Below are 21385 nucleotides of genomic sequence, written 5' to 3'. Positions count from 1 at the left end.
CCCGGCATCCGTGAGGGCGGCGCCTCTCTCTTGAGGGGAGGCGCCTCACGCGGAGCCGGGCGTTCTGCCGCCGTCCTTTTCGTTTGTTCCGGAGAAGTTGGCGGGCGCGCCGGTGGATCCGCCCTTCGACGTTCCTTTTGACGCCCCGTTGACGTTCCGGCGGGAGAATCCCCAACCTCTCCTCATTCAACCGCAAATTCTCCCGCCATGACCTCTTCGGAAGACAAAACGACCGGCGCCGCCGGCCCGCAGCTCCGAGCCGGCCTCGACCGCCCCGGCATCCCGCGCACCGTCTGGGCGCTCGGCTTTGTCTCGCTCCTGATGGACGTCTCCTCGGAGATGATCCACGCGCTCCTGCCGCTCTTCATGGCGGGGACGCTCGGTGCGAGCGCCATGATGATCGGCCTCGTCGAAGGCGTGGGCGAGAGCGCCGCCCTCGTCGCCAAGGTCTTTTCGGGCGCGATCGCGGACCGCTTCGGACACCGCAAGCTCCTCGTGCTTCTGGGCTACGGACTCGGCGTTCTCGCCAAGCCCGTCTTCGCGCTGGCCGACCAGATCTGGATCGTGCTCGCCGCGCGCTTCTTCGACCGCATCGGCAAGGGCGTGCGCGGCGCGCCCCGCGACGCGATCGTCGCGGCCGTGACGCCCAAATCCATCTGGGGCGCGGCCTATGGGCTGCGGCAGTCGCTCGACGCTGCGGGCGCCTTCGTGGGGCCGGCGATTGCGAGCCTCTGCCTCTGGTTCTGGACCGAGGACTTCCGCACGATCTTCTGGGTGGCGCTCATTCCGGGCGCGCTCTGCATCCTCACGATTCTCTTCGGCGTCGAGGACGACGCGGACCGGGCGGTGAAGATGAAGCCCGCCCCCACCGGGATCCGGGAGTTCTTCGCCGTCCGCTCGCCCCTCTTCACGCAGGTGCTCGTTCTCGGCGTGATCTTCTCGCTCGCGCGCTTCTCGAACGCCTTCCTGGTGCTGCGCGCCGCCGACTGCGGGATTCCGACCGCGGCCGTGCCGCTCCTGATGGTCGGGATGAACCTCGTCTTCTCGCTCTCCTCCTACCCGGTCGGGCGGCTCGCCGACCACATAGATCCGATGAAGCTCCTCGCCCTCGGGCTCATTCTGCTCGCCGCGGGCGACGTCGTGACGGCGCTCTTCGCGACGCCCGCCGGGATCATCGCCGGCGTCGTGCTCTGGGGGCTCCATCTCGGCGCGACGCAGGGCGTGTTTTCGCTCCTCATCGCGGAGTCGGCGCCCGAAGAGAAGCGCGCCACGGCCTTCGGGCTCTTCAACTTTGCGAGCGGCGCGGCGATCCTCTTCGCCGGGCTCTTCGCGGGGTTCCTGTGGGACGAAGTCGGGGCGGCCGCCACCTTCTGGGGCGGTGCGGTCTTCGCGCTTGCGGCCGTTGTGCAGACGCTGCGGGTGAGAAGCCGCACGCGGTTCGGGCAGACCTGATCGGGTGCCGGGACCGGCGCCTCACCGGGACGCGCGTCCTCTCAGAGCGCGAGCTCCTTGGTGAGCGCCTGGAACTGGCGCAGGTTGTGCACGCGCAGCTTGTGGTAGAGGTTGTTGCGGTGTCCCTGGACGGTCCGCTCCGAGAGCGAAAGGTGCTCGGCGATGTCGCGGTTCGCAAGGCCCTGCGCGAGGAGGCGCGTCACCTCACGCTCGCGCGGACTCATCTGCCGGATCACCTCTGCGGCCTCGTCCGCGGTGAGCCCGCCCTCGGCCTGCGCGGCGCTGATGCGCGCGGCCGCCTCTATCGCCGTCGTGAGGGCTTCGGCGTCCACGGGCTTCTCGAGAAAGTCGTAGGCGCCCATCTTGAGCGTGCGCACGGCGGTGGGGACGTCGGCGTGTCCGGTGATGAAGATGATCGGGAGCGTGAGGTTCAGCTCCTTCATCCGGCTCTGGAGTTCGAGCCCGGACATGCCCGGCATGCGGATGTCGAGAAGCAGGCACCCGGGCGGAGTTGAGGAATAGGACTTCATGAATTCCTGCGCGCCGGCGTAGGCTTCGGTGCGCCACCCCTTGCAGGCGAGCATGAAGGCGAGGGCGTTCCTCACCTCCTCGTCGTCGTCGACGATGCGTATGAGCGATGTGCGCTTGAGGTTCTCGAGCGTCTCGTCGGCTGCGGTCATTTTGAGCTTTCCGGTTCGTTGAGTTTCAGTTGATTTGTTGTCTCTCTTGCGGGACACTTCATGCGGTCGGCAGCGTCACCCGGGCGACGAGGCCGCCCTTGGGGCGCGGCTCGAAGACGAGGTGTCCGCCCGAGGCTTCGGCGATTGCGATGGCGATCGGGATGCCGAGGCCCTGGCCGGCCGACTTGCTCGTGATGAGGGGCGTCGTGAGGTTGACGAAGTCCTCCCTCGAGAGCTGCCGGCCGGTGTTTTCAACGACGATCTCGATCACGCTCGAAGTTTCCGGCGACACGCGGGCGTAGATGTTCACCGCGGGCTTCTCGGCGCTCACCATCGCGCCCGAGGCGGCCTCGAAGGCGTTCTTCAGAAGGTTGTTGAAGAGGAGCTCGATCTCGAGCCCGTCGCCGCGCACGACGACGCCGTAGAGGCCCTGGTTGGAGAACTTGACGCCGCCCGTCATCTCCGAGGAGAGTCCGCCGTAGACGCGCTCAACCGCATCGAAGAGCGTCACCGCCTGGTCGCGCCTCTGCTGGTTCTTCGAGTACCCGCGCACGCGCGCGACGATCTCCTTCGTGCGCTCGACGCCCTTCAGGATCCCCGCGCGGCTCATTTCGAGCATCTGCCGGTTGAGGGAAGGTTGCTTCAAGAGCTCCTTCATGCCCTCGCAGTAGTACTGCACGGCGGCGAGCGGCTGTGCGAGCTCGTGGGCGATGAGGTTTGAGAGCTGCCCCACCACGGTCGCCTTCTGCATGCGCTCCATGCGGGCGCTGAGTTCGTTGACGCGCGCCTGCGCGGCCTGCTCCTCGGCGATCGAGGCCCGGAGCTCGGCCGTGCGGCGCCGTACGAGGTAGGCGACCCGCCAGCTGTGGAGCCCGAGGCCGAGAACGAGGAGCCCCGCGAGGATGCAGTCGACGACGTGCGTAAGCACCCACTGCTTCACCGTGGGTTCGCGCAGATAGGCGTAGTTCTCGATCTTGAGCTCCCGGTAGAGCCGGTCCACGGGCCGCAGGTCGGTTGCGACCCCCCAGTGGTGCCCCGGCGCGATTTCGGGGATCGAGAGCAGGGTCTTGGCGATCACGTGGGCGGCGCCCGGCGCCGAGCCCTGCATGACGGAGACCATGATGTTGGGGTATGTGCGCGAGGTGTGCGCGCAGTGCAGCGTCGGATCTTGGCGCGGTTCGAGCACCCGGTAGCGGGCGCGGACTTCCGGCGCGAGGCTCTCGAGCCAGCACGCGCGCACCATCGCGACGTCGGCTTCACGCGTGTCGAGCCGCCGCGCGATCGAGCCGTTCTCGCTGTCGCCCGTGTAGTGGACGTCGCCGAAGAAGTGCTCCGGGTCGAAGCCGCGCACCGCGATTTCCCCGAGGGCCGTGCGGTAGCTCATGAAGGCCGAGGGGTAGCTCGCCGAGAGGCGCGATCCCTGGAGGTCCGCGATCGTCTGGAAGCGGTCGTCGTCGCTTCTCACGAGGATCGCCGTCGCGACGCCCGTGTTGGGATTGGGCTGGAGCTCGGTGATGAGGGTCGCCACCGCGATCGCGCCGTAGGGTCTGAGCCTCATGCTGAATCCCGAGCTCGCGATGAAGACGTCGATGCCGCCCGTCTTGATGAGGTGCTCGAGCTCGGTCCATGGCACGCGGGGATTCACCTCGACCGGATAGGGCGCGAAGGCGAGCTGAATCGTTTCAAGCGTCCGCCGGAGCGCGAGCGTCGTCTCGGGCGTCTCCCAGAGCGAGATGATGCCGACCCGCAGGGGACGGGACTGGTAGAGCTTCGCCGTCGCGCCCGAAATGCCGTCGAGACCGCCCGGCGCGGCCGAAGAGGCGCTCTGGGACGCCGCCCCTTCGGCCGAGGCTCCGGCCGCGCCGAACGCAAGAAGCGCGGCGGCCCAAAGGAGGTGGACGAGAAGCGGGCGGATCATGGTGGAAGGCGCGTAAGGCGTTTGCAAAAGGTATTGCCGGAAGTTTAGACGGCCGCAGGTTTTCGCAGGCGATGTGCAGTCGGCAGGGAGCGCGGAGCGTCTTTGACGCGCGTCAGGCTACTCGAGTATCTCGACAGTAATGATTGTCTCAGTTCGGAAGAAAGCCTCAAGCAGAGGCAGTTCGAAAGGATTGAATCTCTTCAGGACGCACGGACGGCGCCGCAGGTCCCGCAGCGGGATCCGGATGCCGTTCGAGGAACACAAGAAAGGAGAAGAATCATGTCAGCGAGTCTTTCCCGCCGCAGCTTCATCGCAGGATCCGCCGCCATGGGCGGCATGATGTTCGGCATGTCCGGCGCCGCCGAAGCGAAGACCCCGTCGAAGTGGGACTTCGAGGCGGACGTCGTCGTGGTCGGCGCGGGCGCCGCGGGCATTCCGACGGCCATACGCGCGAAGGAGGCCGGCTTCTCGGTCCTCGTCGTCGACGCCAACTACGACATCGGCGGCCACGCGATCATCTCGCAGGGCAACACGCTCTTGGGCGGCGGCAACGCCGTGCAGAAGAAGTACGGCATCAAGGACGATCCGGAGACGGTCTTCAAGGACCTCACCGACTGGTCGGTGACGCTCCCCAACGGCTTCGCCGACTTCCGCTACAACGACCGCGACATGCAGCGCATGCTCGCCGACGAAATGGTCCCGACCTACGACTGGCTCGTGAAGATCGGCGTTCCGTTCCTCGACAAGAAGCCCGACAACGCGGGCGCCTACGGTGCGGGCTGCTCCGCGCCTCGTGAACTCCACTTCTCGTGGACCAAGGGCGCGTCGCTTGAAGCCCCTGCGGGCACCTCGGGCACGGTCCTGATGCGCTCGCTCGAAGACGCCGCGCGCAAGGCGGGCGTCAAGTTCCTGATGAACTACTACATGGACGACATCTTCCAGGACGCCAAGAAGCGCTGCATCGGCCTCAAGGCCCACCGCACGCCGAAGATCCTCCCGGACGGGACGGAGTTGAAGGGCTTCCGCTCCGCCGAGGACGTCGTCTCGACGAAGAAGGAGATCACCGTCCACGCGAAGAAGGCGCTCGTTCTCGCCACGGCCGGCTACACGGACCACGTTGCCTTCCGCCGCATGGTCGACCCGCGCCTCACGAAGGAGTTTGCGGCGGCCGCCTGTGAATATTCGCCTCAGGACGCTTCGGGCACCCTCGCCGCCATGCGCTGCGGCGCCGGCCTCTGGGGCCTCACCAACGCCTACGCCGAACGCCCCATTTCGCTCACCCGCGGCGCCGTGATCGGCGTGCGCGACACGTACCTGCGCTGGGCGCCGGAATCCCCGATCTTCCCGCTCGTGAAGCACTCGGGCGTGGCGCTGCGCAACTGGCAGAACGCGATCGTCGTCAACTGGTGCGGCAAGCGCTTCTTTGAGGAGACCTCGTCGGCGGGCCTCACGAAGGACTCCGCGAAGATGACCTCCTACGGGACGGCGAACTCCACCCGCGGCCTGATGAACGGCACGAACGGCGCGCACTTCAAGGACGGCGCCCCCTACGTCCAGGGCGACTGGCGCAACATCAACCGCACGAAGTACAACCCGATCAACTTCATCGCCGCGGCGCTCGCGATCAACGAGGGCTCGCACGCTCCGGACTGGTCCGCCGGTCCTCAGTGGGCGATCTTCGACAGTGAGGCTCTGAAGCGCGAACGCATCCACACGGGCGAGAAGTACGTCGATCCCGAGTACTTCTTCTCGGCCGACACGATCGAGGAGCTCGCCGCGAAGATCAACACGAACCCCTACATGTCCCATAAGATGGATCCGAAGGCGCTCGCCGAGACGGTTGCGAAGTACAACTCCTACGTCGATCAGGGCAAGGATCCGGACTTCGACAAGCCCACGCCGCAGTTCAAGATCGAGAAGGGTCCCTTCTACGCGGCCTGGACGTCCGTGACGCTGCACGACTGCTACTGCGGTCTGCATGTCTCGAGCGCCTGCGAAGTGCTCGACTGGGAGGGTGAGAAGATTCCGGGCCTCTACGCCGCGGGCGAAGTGACGGGCGGCAGCTCCATGCACGGCCTCGCGCGCGGCCTCGTGCAGGCCTTCGTCCTTGGCAAGACCTTCGCGGCCTTGAAGTAAGTCCCCCAAAGGAGAAGAGCCATGCTCAAGACCCCGCTTGCAGCGCTCGCCGCTCTGGTGCTCGCCATGGCTCTCTCCGAGGCGCCCGAAGTCTCCGCCGCCGAAAAGGCGGACCCGCAGCAGTGCCTGATGTGCCACGGCGGAAGCTTCGACGCCCTGAGGGAGCAGACCAAGAATTGGAAGGACGAGTTCGGCTCGCCCGTCCAGCCTCATCAATACCTTGATCCCAACGCGGCCAACCCGCATGCGGGCGCCAAGGTTGTTCCCGACTGCACGGGCTGCCACAAGGCGCATCCGCTGCCGCCGCCGAAGGACTACAAGCCGGAAGCCGCGTCGCTCTCCATGTGCTATGGGTGCCATCACATGGAGAACTTCCAGAAGTGCAGCGACGCCGGCTGCCATGAGAAGTAGCCCGTCCGCCGTCGGTTCCGGCGGATGAGGGCGCCAGCCTTTTCTCTCCTTTCCACCCGGAGCACCTTCAAGCGGTGTTCCGGGCTTTTTTGGCTCAAGCCCGCCGTGGCGCACGCCTCGACGCCCGTCGATCTTCGTCTATGGTGCTTGCGCGCCTGCGGGGATACACTTTGGCGAAACTACCTGCTGCGGCGTACCTCCAAGGGAGGGGCGCGGTGCAGGAGCCCGCATTTGGACGCCGCCAAAGAACAATCATCCATGTCATCCATGCCGAAGATCGACCTCAAGACCGCACCTTCGAAATACATCGCCTACCGCGTGGGCGTGCATCACTTCACGTTTCACCGCACGTTGCGGTGGGTGCTTCTCGACGCCGTCGCAACGGGCTTTCTCGGCGCGCTCCTGATCGGCCTCAACACGCCCGTCGCGGAGCGCACGGTCGCGGGCATCGCCTCGAATCCGCTCGCCTGGCTCGGGCTTGCCGCCGCCTGGGTGATCGGGTACCTGCTCTCGCGCTACGAGATCCGCAGCTGCCGCGAGGTCTTCGACGAAATCCCGTACGACTACTCGCTCGGCACCTTCACCCGGCAGTGCACCTGGGCGCACGTCTTCACCCTCATCGTCTGCGCCCTCAACACGCTCGGGATCTTCGTGGTGCGCCAGGTGGCGCTTCCCGACTATCTCCAGTGGCTGCGCTACTTCCCCGGGCTCGAGTACTACCTCTCGATGATTCCGACCGCCGTGATTGGCCTCTTGATCTACGGGTGGTTCACGCTGCAGATCAACAAGGAGATCATCGGCGACGAGGCGCACGTCCACGGAGAACGCGCCTGATTGAGTGAGCGCCGCCCCGTTCGATCGGGCGGCCCACTGAAAAGAAAGGGCCCGGAGCGACGATGCGGCATTCCGGGCCCTTTGCTTGTGCTGTACGGCCGGGGCTGAAATGGAAAAAAAGGCCTCCTTGCGGAGGCCCGAAATCACATCAGAAAAAGAGAATTGCCGGAACAGGCCGTCGGTCAGAAGAAATGCGTCATGCCGAGGTGGGCCATGAAGCGGTTGCTGTTCGCCTCGTCGAGCATGCCGCTGCCGTCGGCGTAGGATCCGATGGCGTAGAGCATCGTGCGGCCGGAGAGGTGATAGTGGCAGCCGACGGCGCCCACGATGCGCGAGTAGTCGTCTTCGGCATACGCGACGGCGTCCTTGTTCCTGCCGTCGAGATACTGCACGGAGGCGAGGAGGTCGGCCTGACCGATGGCGTATTTCGCGCCGATGAAGCCCGACCAGGCGTTGAGGCGCTTGGTGCCGTCGGCATCAAAGGCAGGCGAATCCACCCAGACCGCGTTCGAGTAGGCCGAGTAGTTCTTGAACCAGCTCATTCCCGCATAGATCGTGAGGGGACCGTTGCCGGGAGCATAGGCGCCGGCGAGCTTGAAGTTGTAGGCGTCGTCCTGACGGGCCCGGAAGCCGGTCGTCTTCTGACCGAAGCGCTCGTATTCGAGGCCGGCGACGGCGCGCAGCGCCCCGCCGTCATAGCGGACGGCGATGTTGGCGAACGAATTGTTGTCGGAGAACTTCTCGGTCTCCTTGTCGTTCTCACCCGTGAGCGAGTACTGGGCGCCGAACTTCACGCCCGCAAAGGTGGGCGAGACGTAGTAGATCGTGTTGGAGTTGAGGCGCCAGACGTTGATCTGGCTCGCCTGAACGCCCGCGTCGATGTAGCCCGTTTCAAAAGGCTCCATGTCCCAGTACCAGCTGAGCGAGGAGGAGCCCGAGGTGAAGGCGCCGACGCGACCGAAGCCGATCGTGCCATAGTCGGACGAGATGTTGATCTGGGACTCGCGGTTGAAGAGCGAGCCGTTTTTGCCGAGCGCGCCCGTATCGGAGGCGAAGCCGGCTTCGAGGATGAAGTTCACCTTGACGCCGGCGGCGAGCTCTTCGCTCCCCTTGACGCCCCAACGGGGGCCGGCGTAGTTGCCCGAGGTCATCTCGAGTGTGTTCACGTCGTTGTCGTAGCCGTGCGTGTAGGTGAGGCCCGTGTCGACGGCGCCGTAGAGCTTGACGTCGGCGGCGTTGGCTGAAGCGGCGAAGGCAGCCGCGGAGACGGCGGCGGTAAGGGCGAGGGTCTTGAACTGCATTGTTGTTCTTCCCAAGTAGATGGCGTGGGCGGCTCCGGAAGGTCTCAGGGGAGCCGCGCCGCGCGTCAGAAGATGTGTCGGTCGAACGGAGGTCGCGTCCGGCGGCGGGCGTCCTTCAGCGGCCCCTCTGGCTGGAGAGAAGTCGCGGACGCCTGAGGGACTTGCGGGACTTCAGGAGATTAGAACGCGTAGGTCTTGATCAGCTCCGTGCCGGCCTTGATGTCGTCCGTGAAGATGCGGTCGTTCTTTACGTACGGAACCTTGACGCGGTAGGCCTTGTAGAAGGCGTCGGTCTTCTCGGAGAGCTTGAGGTCCTTGTTCTTGAGCATGCGGCGCAGGTCGATCGCCTGGGCGGAATGTAGCGTCTCGACGCTGTAAATCTGGAAGAGATTCTGGTCGATCGCCTCGAGGCGCTTGGCGGCCTGAAGGATGTTCGTGAACGTGTCTTCGATTTCACCGGCCACCGGCATGCCGAAGAGGCTCACCGGGTTGGCGAAGCTCATGTTGTCAACATGCAGGCCCATGAACGACTTCTGAATGGCGCCGAAGGCGTGTCCCTTGTTGTCCGGATCCGAAAGGAAGCGGGTGAGGCCCGTGAACTGATCGTAGCTGAGGTGGATCGTGCGCTGCACGGAGTAGTGCGAGAGGTGCGCAAGGGCAAGCGACGTGCGCTGCAGGGCGAGGGCGACGGGCAGCGGGTTGAAGTTGCCCGACGGAATGATGGCGCCCTTCACGCCGTTGCCTTCGACGAAGTACTTCGCCACCTGAGTGGACTCGGCCTTGTAGGCGTCGTCGGCGTTGAGGATGGTGGCGGGATTGTCGTCCGTCGAGTTGATCTGGACCTTGATCACCTTCTCAAGGTCGGAGACGGCGTTCTTCGCTTCGGAGAGGCCGTAGACCGTCACGCGGTAGGAGAGCGGGTCCTGTAGCGGGCGCGTAGCGTCTGTCTGCCAGAGGTAGGAGCCTTTGATCGCGTCGCGCATCTCCTTGGCCGTTTCAGCGAGGCCCGGGAACGGACGGGCGCCGATCGTCTGCGGAAGGATCGGCGCGACGTTGCCGTTGAGGCCTTCGAGGGAGAGGCCGTAGATGGTGGGCGTCACGTCGCAGATGCGATGCGCGTTGCGGGCGGCTTCGACGGCGTAGGCCATGGCGACGGAGTTGTTCGAGAGGATGGCGAGTGCGTCCTTGCCTTCCGGAACGAGCGGGGTGATGCCGGCCGCCTTGAGGGCGTCCTTGCCGCTCACGACCTTGCCGTTCACTTCGGCCTTCCATTCGCCGATCATCACGGCGCCCACATGCGAGGCGAGGAGAATGTCGGCTTCGCCGATAGAGCCTTCGGACGGAATGAGCGGCGTGACGCCCTTGTTGAGCATGTCGCGGTAGAGCTCGGCGACGCGGGCCTGGGCGCCGGACTTGCCGTCCAGGAGCGTGTTGAGGCGAATCACCATCGAGAGGCGGGCGAGGTCCTTGGGCATCATCTCGCCCACGCCGGCGGAGTGCGAGCGCAGCGCGTTGTAGTTGAAGGCGCGCGAGGCGGCGACCACCTCAGGCGTGAGCTTGCCGTCGGCCGTGAAGAGCTTGTGGTCCTTGTTGAGGCCCACGCCGACGGTGAGGCCGTAGACGGCCTGGCCCTTGGCGGCGGCGGCCATCACGAGCGCGTGGCTGTCCTTGAGGAGCTTCATCGCCTTCGGGGCGATGGCGACGTCGGCCTTGCCCTGGGCGATCTCCCAGGCGTTTTCCATCGTGAGGTTGCGGCCGTCGAGCGTGATGGTGGCGGCTCCGGCGGCACCGGCGGCGATCATGGCGGCGGCGAGAAGGGTCGTTTTGAAGATGCGGGACATGATTATCTCCTTTGGGGCTGCGTCGCCTGAGTTTTCGGACTCAGACGGACGAAGCCGGTTTTTGCAATTGAATTACTTGATTTGGTACTTGAAGTTGTGGCACTCGTTGCAGTAGACCTTGCTCGGCTGGTGCTCCTTGTGGCAGGCAGTGCAGGAGATGCCTTCGCCGTAGTGGTGCGACGCATGCGGATTCGGCTCGCCGAGATTGGCGGTCTTCTTGGCAAGGTCCTTGTAGGAGCCGTGGCAGCTCATGCAGGCCTTGTCGCTCGGAACAACGAAGGCGTTGCCCGCGACGGCGTTCTCCGCGGTGTGGCAGACGGCGCAGTCCTTGATCGACTGGTGATGGGGCTTCAGGGTCGGGGCCGCGGCCGAGGCGGAGGCGGCGAAGAAAAGACAGCCCGCGACGAGGGCGACGTTTTGAAGAATGCGGTTCATTTCAATGGGTCCAGAGTCGGTTTTATGGGGCCGGGTGCGCGGGATCAGAGCGAGACGGGCGCGAGCTTGAGGGCGCTCTGAGCCGCAATGCGGCCCATGACGAGGCCGTCGGCGATGGCACAGCCGCCGAGGCGCGAGGCGCCGTGCGTGCCGCCGGTCACTTCGCCCGCGGCGAAGAGGCCCGGGATGATCGAGCCGTCCACCTTGTAGACTTCGGCGTTCTTCGTGATGCCTACGCCGCCCATGCAGTAGTGGACCTTCGGCCAGACGCGGCAGGCGTAGAAGGGGGCCTTGTCGAGCACGATGGCGAGGTCGAGGGCGCGGTGGAACTGCGTGTCGTTCTTCTGCTTCACCATCGCGTTGAATTCGTCGACCTGCTTCACGAACGGCTCGACCGGGATGCCGTAGGCCTTTGCGAGGTCCTCGAGCTTGTCGAACTTCTTGATCACGCCGTATTTCAGGCCGTTCTTGAGGGTCTGCGCCTTGGCGACGCCCTTGGCGTCGGTGAAGCAGACCGGATAGACGGGCTTGCCGTTTTCCATGAGGCCGAGGATCGCGTCGGTGCGCTCCTTGCGGTCGGCGAGCTCGTTGCAGAAGCGCCGGCCGGTGCGCACGTCGACCATGATGCCCATGGGGAATCCCGCGATCGTGTTGAACTGACTCACGAGGCCGAAGCCGCGCTCGTCGGGCGAAGTCCAGGGGCCGAGCTGGATCTGGTCGATCTGCACCGGAGCGCCGCCGATCGAGAGCATCTTCAAAAGGCCGTCGCCCGTGGCGCCGGGATGGTTCGTGGAGTCGAGGCGTTCGTCGAGCTGCGGGTCCTGCTGCTTGCGGAACCAGATGTTGCGCGAGAATCCGCCCGTCGCCATTACGACGCCCCTACGGGCGCCGTAGGTTTGAAGAACGCCCGAAGCTTCATTCGGGAACTCATAGCGCTCGCGGACCTTGAGGCCGATCACGCGGCCTGCGGGCGAGAGGATGAACTCCTCCATCTTTGCGCGCAGGTGCATCTCAACGCCGTGCTTTTTGCAGGATTCGGCGAGCGGGCGGGTGATCCCGCCGCCCGTGCTCTCGATGGTCTGGAGCGTGCGCGGAACGGAGTGGCCGCCGAAGTGCTGCACGAAGTCCTTGTACTTGACGCCGTGGCGCAGGGTGAACTCGTAGGCGGGCAGGCTTCCCTCAACCACCATCTTGAGCAGGTCGACGTGGGAGAGACCGCGACCGGAGCGGATCATGTCGGCGAGCATCTGCTCGGGCGAATCCTTGATGCCGTACTTCTTCTGCAGGGGGGAGCCCGCGACGCTGAAGGCGCCGCCGTTGATGGCGGAGTTGCCGCCGTAGGCGTGCATCTTCTCGAGGAGCAGCACTTTGGCGCCGCCGATGCTCGCTTCAAGGGCTGCGGCAAGGCCGGCGAAGCCCGAGCCTACGACGATGACGTCGTAGACCTTGTCGAAGGCGGGGGCGGCGGAGGCATCCGCCGCACGCGCGGCAAAGCCGGTTGCGGCGGCCGCCGCGCCCATGGCGCCGCTCAGAAGGAAACGGCGGCGGGAGGTTGAAGAGTTGTTCATGATTGTGGTCTCCAGTGGAATGGGGTGTTTCCGGTGCATCAGGCTTTCCAAGCAGCACTTGACGACTTCGTTGACGATCTCTTTAAGAGCAGGTGGCGTTCCAAAAGAACTAGGGACAAACACTTAATCAACGTAAAAGCCATGAACAACAAATAGATGTCTGTAGTTCTTTCGGCCTAGACGGTAGTTTCAGCTGTGTTGCAGTAGAAGGTAAAACGAAATGTCGTATATTTGAACAACGATATTTCACGTTTCAACGATATTTCGTTTCCATGATCACAACGCTCTGCCGCCCGGCGATTCTCGAAGCTCTTACAAGCACGCTCGACCTCAACCAAGCGCTCGAGCGCCTGCTGCACGCCCTCGACGCCGCCGCCCGTGAGGCTTCGGGCCTCGAGGGAGGCCGTTGGGGAGCCTTTCCTGCGAAGGGCGTCTTCATGAACATCTACAAGCCCGATGAGAATGCGGTGTACTTCTTCGCGGGAGCACGGCGGGGCGAGCCGCAGCGCATCAACCGGGCGGTACCGGTGAAGGCGGGAATGAAGCGTCTCTGGGCGCAGACGAACGCGGCGCGTGCTGCGGACGCGGATCTGTCCGTTCGGATCGTGAACCGGCTAGCGGACGATCCCTTCACGGCGTACGTAGCGCCGCAGGTCGTCCCTGAAATCGCCTCCTTCCTGATGATGAAGCTCCGGCTCGAGGGGCAGCGCTACGGCATCGTCTGCTTCTGGTCGGACCGCGCGGGGGCCTTCCACTCCGAGCACGCCGCATGGCTCGCAGGATCGGAGACGCTCCTCTCGCTTCATGCCGGGTTCGCGATCTCCGCGGAGCTTTCGCGTCAGCGCACGGCCCTCACCACAGAAAACCGGCAGCTCGTCGCGTCGCTCTCGAGCATCCGCGAGGAGCCCCTTTCAATCCTCCTCGCCAATACGCCCTCCATGCACCGGATCGCGAACGACATCAAGCTCGCCGCCCGATTCAACGAGAACCTCCTGATCACGGGTGAGTCCGGCACGGGCAAGGAGGTGGTCGCACAGACGGTGCATGCACTTTCCGACAGAAGCCGCTCGCCCTTCGTGCGGGTCAACTGCTCGGCCATCCCGGAAAATCTGATCGAATCCGAGCTTTTCGGCCATGAGGCGGGGGCCTTCACCGGTGCGGAGCGTCGCCATACGGGCTACTTCGAAGAGGCCGACGGCGGCACGCTCTTTCTCGACGAGATCGGGGAGCTCCCCCTCGGGATGCAGGCGAAGCTCCTGCACGTGCTGCAGAACCGCACGGTGCGCCGCGTGGGCGGCACGGCGGAGATTCCCGTGGACGTGCGCATCATCGGTGCGACGAACCGCGACCTCGAGGCGCTCGTGCGCGACGGGCGATTCCGCCTTGATCTCTTCTACCGGCTCAACGTCCTGCCGATCCGCTTGAAACCCCTGCGGGAGCGCCCGGAGGACGTCGCGCCGTTGGCGCGCCTCTTCATCTGGCGCTTCGTGAAGAGCTACGGGCTCGCCGAGGAGCCCGTCCTCACGGAGGCGGCGATTGAAGGCGCCCTCCGAATGCCTTGGCCGGGCAACGTCCGGGAGTTGAAGAACGTAGTCTCCCGCACGCTCATGCAGACGAACGGCGTGATTGAGTCATTCGTCTATTCGCCCGACGATGAAACGCTCGCCCTTCCGACGGCGGGCGCAGTAGGATCGGCCGCAGCCGCGGTCGGCGCCTCAGCGGCTGCCCGGCCGGATGCGCTTGCGGCGACGGAGCGTTTTGATGAAATGCAGCGGCGTTATTTTTCCGAGCTCCTCTCACGCACGAAGGGGCGGATCGCCGGACCGGGCGGCGCGGCGGAACTTTCCGGCATCAACGTCAACACGCTGCGCTCGCGCCTGCGGCGTTTGGGCTTCGAGCGCTTCAGCCGCTCCTGACTCAGCCGCGGTCGGCAGGCGCAAAGCGCCACGAGAAGAGCGCCCCGAAGAGCAGTACGGCGCATCCCGACCAGAAGAGCGCGGCGACGGGGAATTCCTCCGCGAGAACGGGGAACGCGAAGGCTGCGCCCATCGAGCCCACGCGCGAGACGGTCGTGGTGAGCCCCACCAACCTCGCGCGGGTGCGTGCGGGAAAGAGCATGTTGGGAAAGACGAAGTCGAGAGGCGTCTGCAGCCCATAGGCGAGCGCGAAGAGGATGAAGGCCGCGCCCGTCATGAGGGTCGAATGCATGTCGCGCCCGAGCGTCACGGCGGCGAGGGACGCCGCCATCGCGAGGAAGGTGCCGATCAGAACCGCTTTGGGACACCGCGCCAATGCCGGATGGGCGGCCGGGAGGACGCCGAGGAGGAAGCACCCGTAGAGGAGCAGCACCTGGATGAAGGCGCTCTTAGTATCGAGAAACCCCGAGAGGATCTTCGTCGAATAGAACATCAGGACCGTGGCGGGGATTGTTTGGGCGAGCCAGAAGACCGTGCAGAAGAGAAACGCCCGCAGGGAGCCGGGCTCCGAGAAGGCGCCCCGGCGGCCGTCCGGAGCAGCGTCCGCCCTCCGGCGCGCCGCCCTCCAGGCGGCGGATTCAGGCACGCCCCTGCGCGCCGCCCAAAAGAGGAGCGCGAGGGCCGCCTGCACCCAGAGGAAGGTCGTCCAGGAGAGGTCAAGGGCGAAAATCGGGCGGGAGAGCAGAACCGCGAAGAGTGCGCCTGCGTACCACCCAAACATCAGAAGCGAGAGGTGCTGCGCGCGCTCTTCTTCGGCGATGAGCTCCGTGATGAGCGCCTGCCCGACGGGATAGTCGCCGCCGAGGAGCAGCCCCATGAGGGCGCGCAGCCCGAGAAGTGCCGAAAGCTGCGCGGCGCCGACCGTGGCATCCACGTCCGCAGAGGTGCCGAGAAGGAGGAGGGAGGCGATGGTTCCGGCGCCGAGTGCGAGCATGGAGCCCGAGAAGATCCGCCGGCGGCCGAAGTGATCCGCGAGCCAGCCGAAGACCACTGCACCCACGGAAAAGACGAGAAGGTAGATTCCGGTGAAGGCGCCCGTCTCCCAGGCGGTCATGCCTGGAATCATCATGATGAGGAAGGCGGCCGATCCGGTTGCGTAGCCGTCGAGAAAGGGCGTGCCTGCCGCAGCGGCGCAGAGGCGGCGTGGGGAAAGAACGGCGGAGGACATGGCTCGGGCTCTGGAGGGAAGCGCCGTCAGGGGGCTCTGGGCTTCACCGCGGGGGAATGAACAAGATTATCAAGAATATAGTGCCAGGCCTGGATCTTGAGCTTCGGGTTGGTGAGATCCACGCCGAACTTGTGCGAGTAGAAGAACCCTTCAAGCGCCATGATGGCGACGAGCGCCGGGGTGCGGACGTCCTCGGGGAGCGCGGCGATACGGGCGTGGAGCTTCTCATACCACGCCTTCACCGGACGCATGAGTTCCTCGTCGTGAACGAAGTTCGAGTGAATGGCGAGCCCGACCGAAGCCCAACCGTGGTTGTCGCGGTCGAAGCTCCGGAACCACTCGATGAAGCCCGGAACAAGCGTCTCCTCGGGCGAGCCGTCGAAGAGCGCCTCATGACGCGAGAGCTCGGCGTCGAGATGCGCGGCGTAGTCCTCCACAAGCGCCGCCTGCAGCGCGCGCTTGCTCTTGAAGTGGTACATCAATGCGCCCTTGCTGATGCCGGCTTTTTCGGCGGCGTGGTCCATCGTGAGCGCGCCGATGCCTTCTTCGAGAATGATCGCCTTTGCGGCGTCGATGATCGACTGCCGGGTCTTGACGGCCTTGATGCTTGCCATTTGGGTAGGGTTCTTTGGGGGCGGGATCGGAGAGATGCGCGCCATTCTAGGACTGCCGGCCGCAGATGGCGAAAACCCGACGGCCCGCAGCTCTCGATGGGAGCCGCGGGCCGTCGGGCGGAAGGAAAGATGTGGCGCGCGCGCCGAAGGCGAGGTTGGGCCTTCAGGAGCGCGCACTTCATCCGCAAAGGACTACTTCGCGGCGGCGGCGGCCGCCTTGCCGGCGATGCGACCGAAGACGATGATGTCCGTGTAGGCGTTGCCGCCAAGGCGGTTCGTGCCGTGCGTGACGCCCGTCACTTCACCCGCGGCCCAGAGGCCCGGGATGACCTTGCCTTCGGCCGTCAGGGCCTCAGCCTTCTCATTGATGCGCACGCCGCCCATGGTGTGGTGCACCGAGGGCACGGCCTTGATCACGTAGTACTTGCCCTGGCTCATGTCGACGAGGCCCGCGCGGTGGTGGAAGTCCTTGTCGTTGCCCTTGCCGGCCATCGAGGTGACGCGGTCGGTCGTGGCCTTGAGCGAGTCATAGGGGATCTTCGTGAAGTCAGCGATGCACTTCAGGTCCGGGCAGGTGGTCATGATGCCCTGCTTCGTGAAGGCGTCGTACTCGGTCGGGTGTTCCTTGACGGTGTTCGACACGGCGCCGATCTTGTCGTTCCAGAGCACCCAGCAGTAGCCGCCCTTCTGGTTGAGGATCGCCTCGGAGAGCACGTCGCGGCGGCCGAGCTCCTCGACGAAGCGCTTGCCCTCCTGGTTGAGCATGATCGCGCCGTCAAAGCGCGCGTCGGCGATGAGTTCGATCACGCCGGAGATCGGGTCGCAGATCGGGTAGGTCTGGATGTACTGCATGTTGACCAACTCGGCGCCGGCGCGCTGGGCCATGTAGAGCGCCTCGCCCGTGGTGCCCGGAGCGTCCGTGGTCTTGAAGCGTTCGTCGATCTTCGGGTTGTACTTCTTCACCATCTCGGGGTTCGCACCGAACCCGCCCGTGGCGAGCACGACGCCGCCCTTGGCGTTGAAGGTGTATTCGACGCCCGCCATCGTGGCCTTGACGCCCACGACGCGGCCGTCCTTGTCCTTGATGAGCTCTTCGGCCTTCATGTTGGTGATGACCGGGATGCCGAGCTCATCGGCCTTCGCCTGGAACTTCGTGATGAATTCCGTGCCGGTGTGGCCGACCGGAATCAGGGCGCGCTTGCGGGAGTGGCCGCCGAAGAAGAAGAGGTTGTCGGGCTCGAAGCGCACGCCGAGGTAGTCGCGGCACCATTCGGCGCCGGCCAAAGCCTGATGCGTCATGACGTCGATGACCTTGAGGTCGCCCTTCTTGTCGCCGCCCAAGTACGTGTCCTTGGCGTGGAGTTCAGGCGAGTCGTCATTGATGCCGATAACGGGCTGGACCCAGTTCTTCGCGGCGTTCATCTCGGCGCCGGAGATCAGGGAGTTGCCGCCCACCATCGGCATCTTTTCGAGCAGCACGACGTTCGCGCCGGCGTTCTTCGCTTCGATGGCGGCGGAGAAGCCCGCGCCGCCCGCGCCGATCACGACGACGTCGTAGGAGGAGTTCTTCGGCAGGTCCTTCGCGACCTGCTTCACGGCCTTCTTGTCGGCCTTGCCGAGCTTCACGCCGGCCTTCTTGGCGGCGTCCTGAACGGCGGCGAAGAGGCCCTTCGAGGTGAAGGTGGCGCCCGAGACGGCGTCGAGCTCGACGGAGTTCGCCTGAACGATGTGGTCCTTCAGATCGGTGAAGACCTGCTTGGCGAGCACCGGGTTCTCGGCGTTCTTCTTGATCTCGATCTTCTGGATCTTGCCGTCGTCGAAGGTGACGGCGACCACGATGTCGCCGTGCTTGCCGACGCCCACGCCCTCGGTGGTGACCGGAGCGGCGAGGAGGGAGGCCGAGGCGGCGCCGAAGGCGATGGCCGCGGCGGCGGTGATCAGGGACTTCTTGAACTTCATGATGGATACGTCCTGTACCTGAAGAGGTTTGAGTAGGAGGTGTGATGCGGCGGATTATAGGCAAAACCGACCGAATGGTCTTTTTTGTCCCTCGCTAGTTCTTATGGTTAACCCCTACTAATGCAATGTATCTAGATGGGAAACCGATGAAAAACATAAATAAATTGAATGAATAGGTGTTTTCGCTAGTCATAAATGCGGTATCCATAAAAACCGACCAGGCGGTTTGTTATGAGCGTAAATTCTGCCTCACCCAGGACGGAGGCCAACCCGAAGGCCGAGCCGTCCCGACGTCAACATCTCCACAGTCCTTTCGGAAAACTGCAAAATGCGTCTTACCACTCTTGCCTTCACAGTTGGTCTTGCATTCATGTCCGCCGCCGCTCAAGCCGCCGTCACGCTCGACGGCCGCACGCTCACCCAGGAACAGGCCTGGGCCGCCGCCAACGGCGAAGAGGTCGTGATCGCTCCTGAAGCGATGAAGCACCTCACCGATTCCTACAACCTCGTGATGACCGCCGCGCGCCATGGCGTCGAGATCTACGGCCTCACGGTGGGCGTTGGCCTCAACAAGGACCACCACCTCTTCGACGCCAAGGGCGAGCTCACCGACGTCGCCAAGCAGGCGAGCATCGACTTCAACCGCAACATTCTCCGCTCGCATTCCGTGGGCTACGGTCCGTCGCTCGATCCGAAGATCGTCCGCCTCTCGATGGTGATTCGCCTCAACACGCTCCTGAAGGGGCGCGCGGGCGTGCAGCCCCGCGTTGCGGAGCTCTACCGCACCTTCCTCAATGAGGGCATCACCCCGGTGATTCCGAGCCGCGGCAGCATCGGCGACGCCGACATCACGCTCGCCTCGCACGTGGGCGCAACGATGATGGGCGAATGGAAGGTGACGGTGAACGGCAAGGAGATGTCCGCCGCCGAGGCGCTCAAGGCGAAGAACATCACGCCGCTCGTGCCGCAGGGCAAGGACGGCCTCGGCATCCTCTCGACCAATTCGGTCGGCGTTGCGATGCTCATGGGCGCGATGAAGACGATGCGTCAGGCCGTGAAGGTGACGCCCACCGTCTTCGGCCTCACGCTTGAGGGCCTGAACGGCAACGTCGCCCCGTTCCTCACGCAGACCGTGAACTCCCATCCGCTCCTCGGCCTTCAGGAAGCCGCGAAGAACTTCCGCGAAGAGCTCAAGGGCTCCTACCTTTGGACGTTCGACAAATCCCGCAGCCTGCAGGATCCGCTGAGCTTCCGCACGACTGTCTATACCTATTCGGAAGCCTTGCGCGCGCTCTCCGAGCTCGACGCCCTCGTGAACATCCAGATCAACTCTTCCGACGACAATCCCGGCGTTATCCTGAACGCCTCGAAGGAGGACTACGAGTCGAGCCAGGTCGCGCAGTACTTCGTTGATGCCGAAGGCCTGAAGGGCGCGATCATCCCGTCGGCGAACTTCGAGCCGCTCCCGATCGCGATCTCCGCTGAACGCGCCGCCATCGCGCTCGCCCACGTCGCCCACAACTGCGTGCAGCGCACGATCCGCCTCGACGAGGACCGTTTCTCGGGTCTGCCGCGCTACCTCACGGCCGAGTCCAACAAGAACGGCCACAACTTCGGCGCGACCGAGGACTCGATGGTCTCGATCTACGCCGAGAACGTGGACCTCGCGAACCCGGTCTCGATGGACGGCTCCGCCGTTGAAGGCAACATCGAGGACACCGCCTCGAATCTGCCGCGCATTGCCGAACGTCTGAACCGCTCCTCGGAGAACATCATCGACCTCTACTCGATGGAGCTTCTCCATTCGACCCAGGCGATCGACCTGCGCCGCGCGAAGCAGTCGAACGTTGAGCTTTCGCCCAAGACCGAGGCCCTCTACAAGGCCTACCGCGCGAAGGTGCCCTTCGTCTCGAAGGACCGCATCTTCTCGGGCGATCTTGAGGAAGGCATCAAGATCCTGAAGAACTGGTAATGGAGACCGCCGGCCGGCCTTCTGGCTGAGGCCGGCGCTCCGATGCGCAGGAGGCTCCGTCTTCGGGCGGGGCCTTTTTCTTCGTCAGGCGCAGCCCGAGAGGAGCCGCCGCCCGGCAAAACGAAGGCCCGGAGGTGCGAGTGAACGCACCGCTCCGGGCCTTCGTTTCTTGGGACGGACTGCGGCGGAGCACTGAGGGGGCGCTTCGCCGCAGACCTTCTTCAGGGGACTTATTCGATGCCGATCACCTTGAAGCCCGCGCCCTCGACGGTCGCGCGGAGCATTTCGTCCGTGACAAAGAGGTCGGCGTCCACCACCGCCTGCTTCTTCTCGAGGCTCACCGTGACGGCTTCGACGCCGGGCAGGGCCTTGAGGGCCTTTTCAACCGACGCGGTGCAGTGGCCGCAGTGCATGCCTTCGATGTGGATGGTCTTCTGAGTCATTTTTCCTTCCTTTGCCGGGCCGTTTGCGACCGGGCGGGTGGTCGGGGACGCGGGAGCGCCCTCGGGGACGAGTTTCGGTTTGAAGAATCTTAAGCGCAGCGCGTTCGTGACGACGGAGAAGGACGAGAGGCTCATCGCGGCCGCGGCGATCATCGGCGAGAGCGTGAGGCCTTCGGAGGCGAAGACGCCCGCCGCGATCGGGATGCCGACGGCGTTGTAGATGAAGGCCCAGAAGAGGTTCTCGCGGATGTTGCGCATCGTCGCGCGCGAGAGCTCGACCGCGCGCACGACGTCCGTGAGGCGGCTCTTCATGAGAACCACGTCCGCAGAGGCGATCGCAACGTCCGTTCCCGCGCCGATCGCGGCGCCGACGTCCGCGGCGGCCAGGGCCGGGGCGTCGTTGACACCGTCGCCCACCATGAGGACGCGCCTGCCCGCGGCGTGGAGCCGGCCGACCTCTTCGGCCTTGCCGCCCGGGAGCACGCCCGCGACGACGCGGCTGATCCCGGTCTTGGCGGCGATGGCGCGCGCCGTCGCCTCATTGTCGCCGGTGAGCATCGTCACCACGATCCCGAGCTTTTCGAGCGCGGCTACGGCTTCGGGCGAATCGGGCTTCACCTGGTCGGCGACCCGCACGAGGCCGAGGAGCGTCCCGGGAGCGTCCGCCTCCGGGACGG

16 protein-coding genes are annotated in these 21385 nt (G+C 65.0%); 6 read left to right on the top strand and 10 right to left on the bottom strand.

What is annotated here, in order from left to right; genetic code table 11:
* Positions 1-207 precede the first annotated feature (207 nt).
* The gene (locus ACT6Y9_RS02065; RefSeq protein ID WP_443743335.1) at positions 208-1452 is read left to right on the top strand and encodes an MFS transporter; all 1245 of its coding nucleotides are present in this window, start codon (positions 208-210) and stop codon (positions 1450-1452) included.
* A gap of 41 nt (positions 1453-1493) precedes the next feature.
* On the opposite strand, the gene ACT6Y9_RS02060 is transcribed toward ACT6Y9_RS02065, so the two are convergent.
* Together ACT6Y9_RS02060 and ACT6Y9_RS02055 are read right to left on the bottom strand one after the other, a co-directional pair.
* Positions 1494-2132, bottom strand: a complete 639-nt coding sequence (locus ACT6Y9_RS02060) for a response regulator transcription factor (protein WP_295476939.1) — start codon at positions 2130-2132, stop codon at positions 1494-1496.
* Between the two features lie 58 nt (positions 2133-2190).
* On the bottom strand, positions 2191-4050 hold the full coding sequence (locus tag ACT6Y9_RS02055) for a sensor histidine kinase (RefSeq protein WP_443743334.1): 1860 nt from the start codon (positions 4048-4050) through the stop codon (positions 2191-2193).
* A 279-nt stretch (positions 4051-4329) separates the two neighbouring features.
* Between ACT6Y9_RS02055 and ACT6Y9_RS02050 the strand changes: the two genes are divergently transcribed.
* The 3 genes from ACT6Y9_RS02050 (at position 4330) to ACT6Y9_RS02040 (ending at position 7431) form a co-directional block, all read left to right on the top strand.
* Positions 4330-6186: an FAD-dependent oxidoreductase gene (locus ACT6Y9_RS02050; RefSeq protein ID WP_443743333.1), complete on the top strand. Its 1857-nt coding sequence runs from the start codon at positions 4330-4332 to the stop codon at positions 6184-6186.
* 21 nt (positions 6187-6207) lie between these two features.
* Entirely contained in the window at positions 6208-6597 is a 390-nt protein-coding gene (locus tag ACT6Y9_RS02045; protein ID WP_295476945.1) for a cytochrome c3 family protein, read from the top strand.
* A 258-nt stretch (positions 6598-6855) separates the two neighbouring features.
* The gene (locus ACT6Y9_RS02040) at positions 6856-7431 is read left to right on the top strand and encodes a hypothetical protein (RefSeq protein ID WP_443743332.1); all 576 of its coding nucleotides are present in this window, start codon (positions 6856-6858) and stop codon (positions 7429-7431) included.
* 182 nt (positions 7432-7613) lie between these two features.
* Here the strand turns inward: ACT6Y9_RS02040 and ACT6Y9_RS02035 are convergent, their stop codons facing one another.
* The 4 genes from ACT6Y9_RS02035 to ACT6Y9_RS02020 all read right to left on the bottom strand — a co-directional run bounded on the left by ACT6Y9_RS02035 (position 7614) and on the right by ACT6Y9_RS02020 (position 12576).
* Entirely contained in the window at positions 7614-8732 is a 1119-nt protein-coding gene (locus ACT6Y9_RS02035; RefSeq protein WP_443743331.1) for a porin, read from the bottom strand.
* A 179-nt stretch (positions 8733-8911) separates the two neighbouring features.
* On the bottom strand, positions 8912-10573 hold the full coding sequence (locus ACT6Y9_RS02030) for an HAL/PAL/TAL family ammonia-lyase (RefSeq protein ID WP_443743330.1): 1662 nt from the start codon (positions 10571-10573) through the stop codon (positions 8912-8914).
* Positions 10574-10645: 72 nt separating this feature from the next.
* Positions 10646-11008, bottom strand: coding sequence for a cytochrome c3 family protein (locus ACT6Y9_RS02025; protein WP_443743329.1), 363 nt, complete (start codon positions 11006-11008; stop codon positions 10646-10648).
* A 44-nt stretch (positions 11009-11052) separates the two neighbouring features.
* The gene (locus ACT6Y9_RS02020) at positions 11053-12576 is read right to left on the bottom strand and encodes a flavocytochrome c (protein WP_443743328.1); all 1524 of its coding nucleotides are present in this window, start codon (positions 12574-12576) and stop codon (positions 11053-11055) included.
* A gap of 272 nt (positions 12577-12848) precedes the next feature.
* Here ACT6Y9_RS02020 and ACT6Y9_RS02015 point away from each other — a divergent pair, with 272 nt between their 5' ends.
* Positions 12849-14492, top strand: a complete 1644-nt coding sequence (locus ACT6Y9_RS02015) for a sigma-54-dependent Fis family transcriptional regulator (protein WP_443743327.1) — start codon at positions 12849-12851, stop codon at positions 14490-14492.
* A 1-nt stretch (position 14493) separates the two neighbouring features.
* Here ACT6Y9_RS02015 and ACT6Y9_RS02010 read toward each other — a convergent pair whose 3' ends face one another.
* From ACT6Y9_RS02010 to ACT6Y9_RS02000, 3 genes are all read right to left on the bottom strand, one after another.
* Positions 14494-15720, bottom strand: coding sequence for an MFS transporter (locus tag ACT6Y9_RS02010; protein WP_443743326.1), 1227 nt, complete (start codon positions 15718-15720; stop codon positions 14494-14496).
* Positions 15721-15746: 26 nt separating this feature from the next.
* The gene (locus ACT6Y9_RS02005) at positions 15747-16334 is read right to left on the bottom strand and encodes a TetR/AcrR family transcriptional regulator (RefSeq protein WP_443743325.1); all 588 of its coding nucleotides are present in this window, start codon (positions 16332-16334) and stop codon (positions 15747-15749) included.
* Between the two features lie 192 nt (positions 16335-16526).
* Positions 16527-18293: a flavocytochrome c gene (locus ACT6Y9_RS02000; RefSeq protein WP_295476953.1), complete on the bottom strand. Its 1767-nt coding sequence runs from the start codon at positions 18291-18293 to the stop codon at positions 16527-16529.
* A 328-nt stretch (positions 18294-18621) separates the two neighbouring features.
* Between ACT6Y9_RS02000 and ACT6Y9_RS01995 the strand changes: the two genes are divergently transcribed.
* Positions 18622-20265, top strand: coding sequence for an HAL/PAL/TAL family ammonia-lyase (locus ACT6Y9_RS01995; protein WP_443743324.1), 1644 nt, complete (start codon positions 18622-18624; stop codon positions 20263-20265).
* A gap of 230 nt (positions 20266-20495) precedes the next feature.
* On the opposite strand, the gene ACT6Y9_RS01990 is transcribed toward ACT6Y9_RS01995, so the two are convergent.
* A partial coding sequence (locus ACT6Y9_RS01990) for a metal-transporting ATPase (RefSeq protein WP_443743323.1) occupies positions 20496-21385 on the bottom strand: 890 nt, incomplete at its 5' end.

The organism is Sutterella sp. (genome assembly GCF_052272535.1).
Taxonomy (GTDB): domain Bacteria; phylum Pseudomonadota; class Gammaproteobacteria; order Burkholderiales; family Burkholderiaceae_F; genus Sutterella.
Note: the sequence above shows the minus strand (reverse complement) of the source record. Positions and strands in the feature narration are given on the sequence as shown.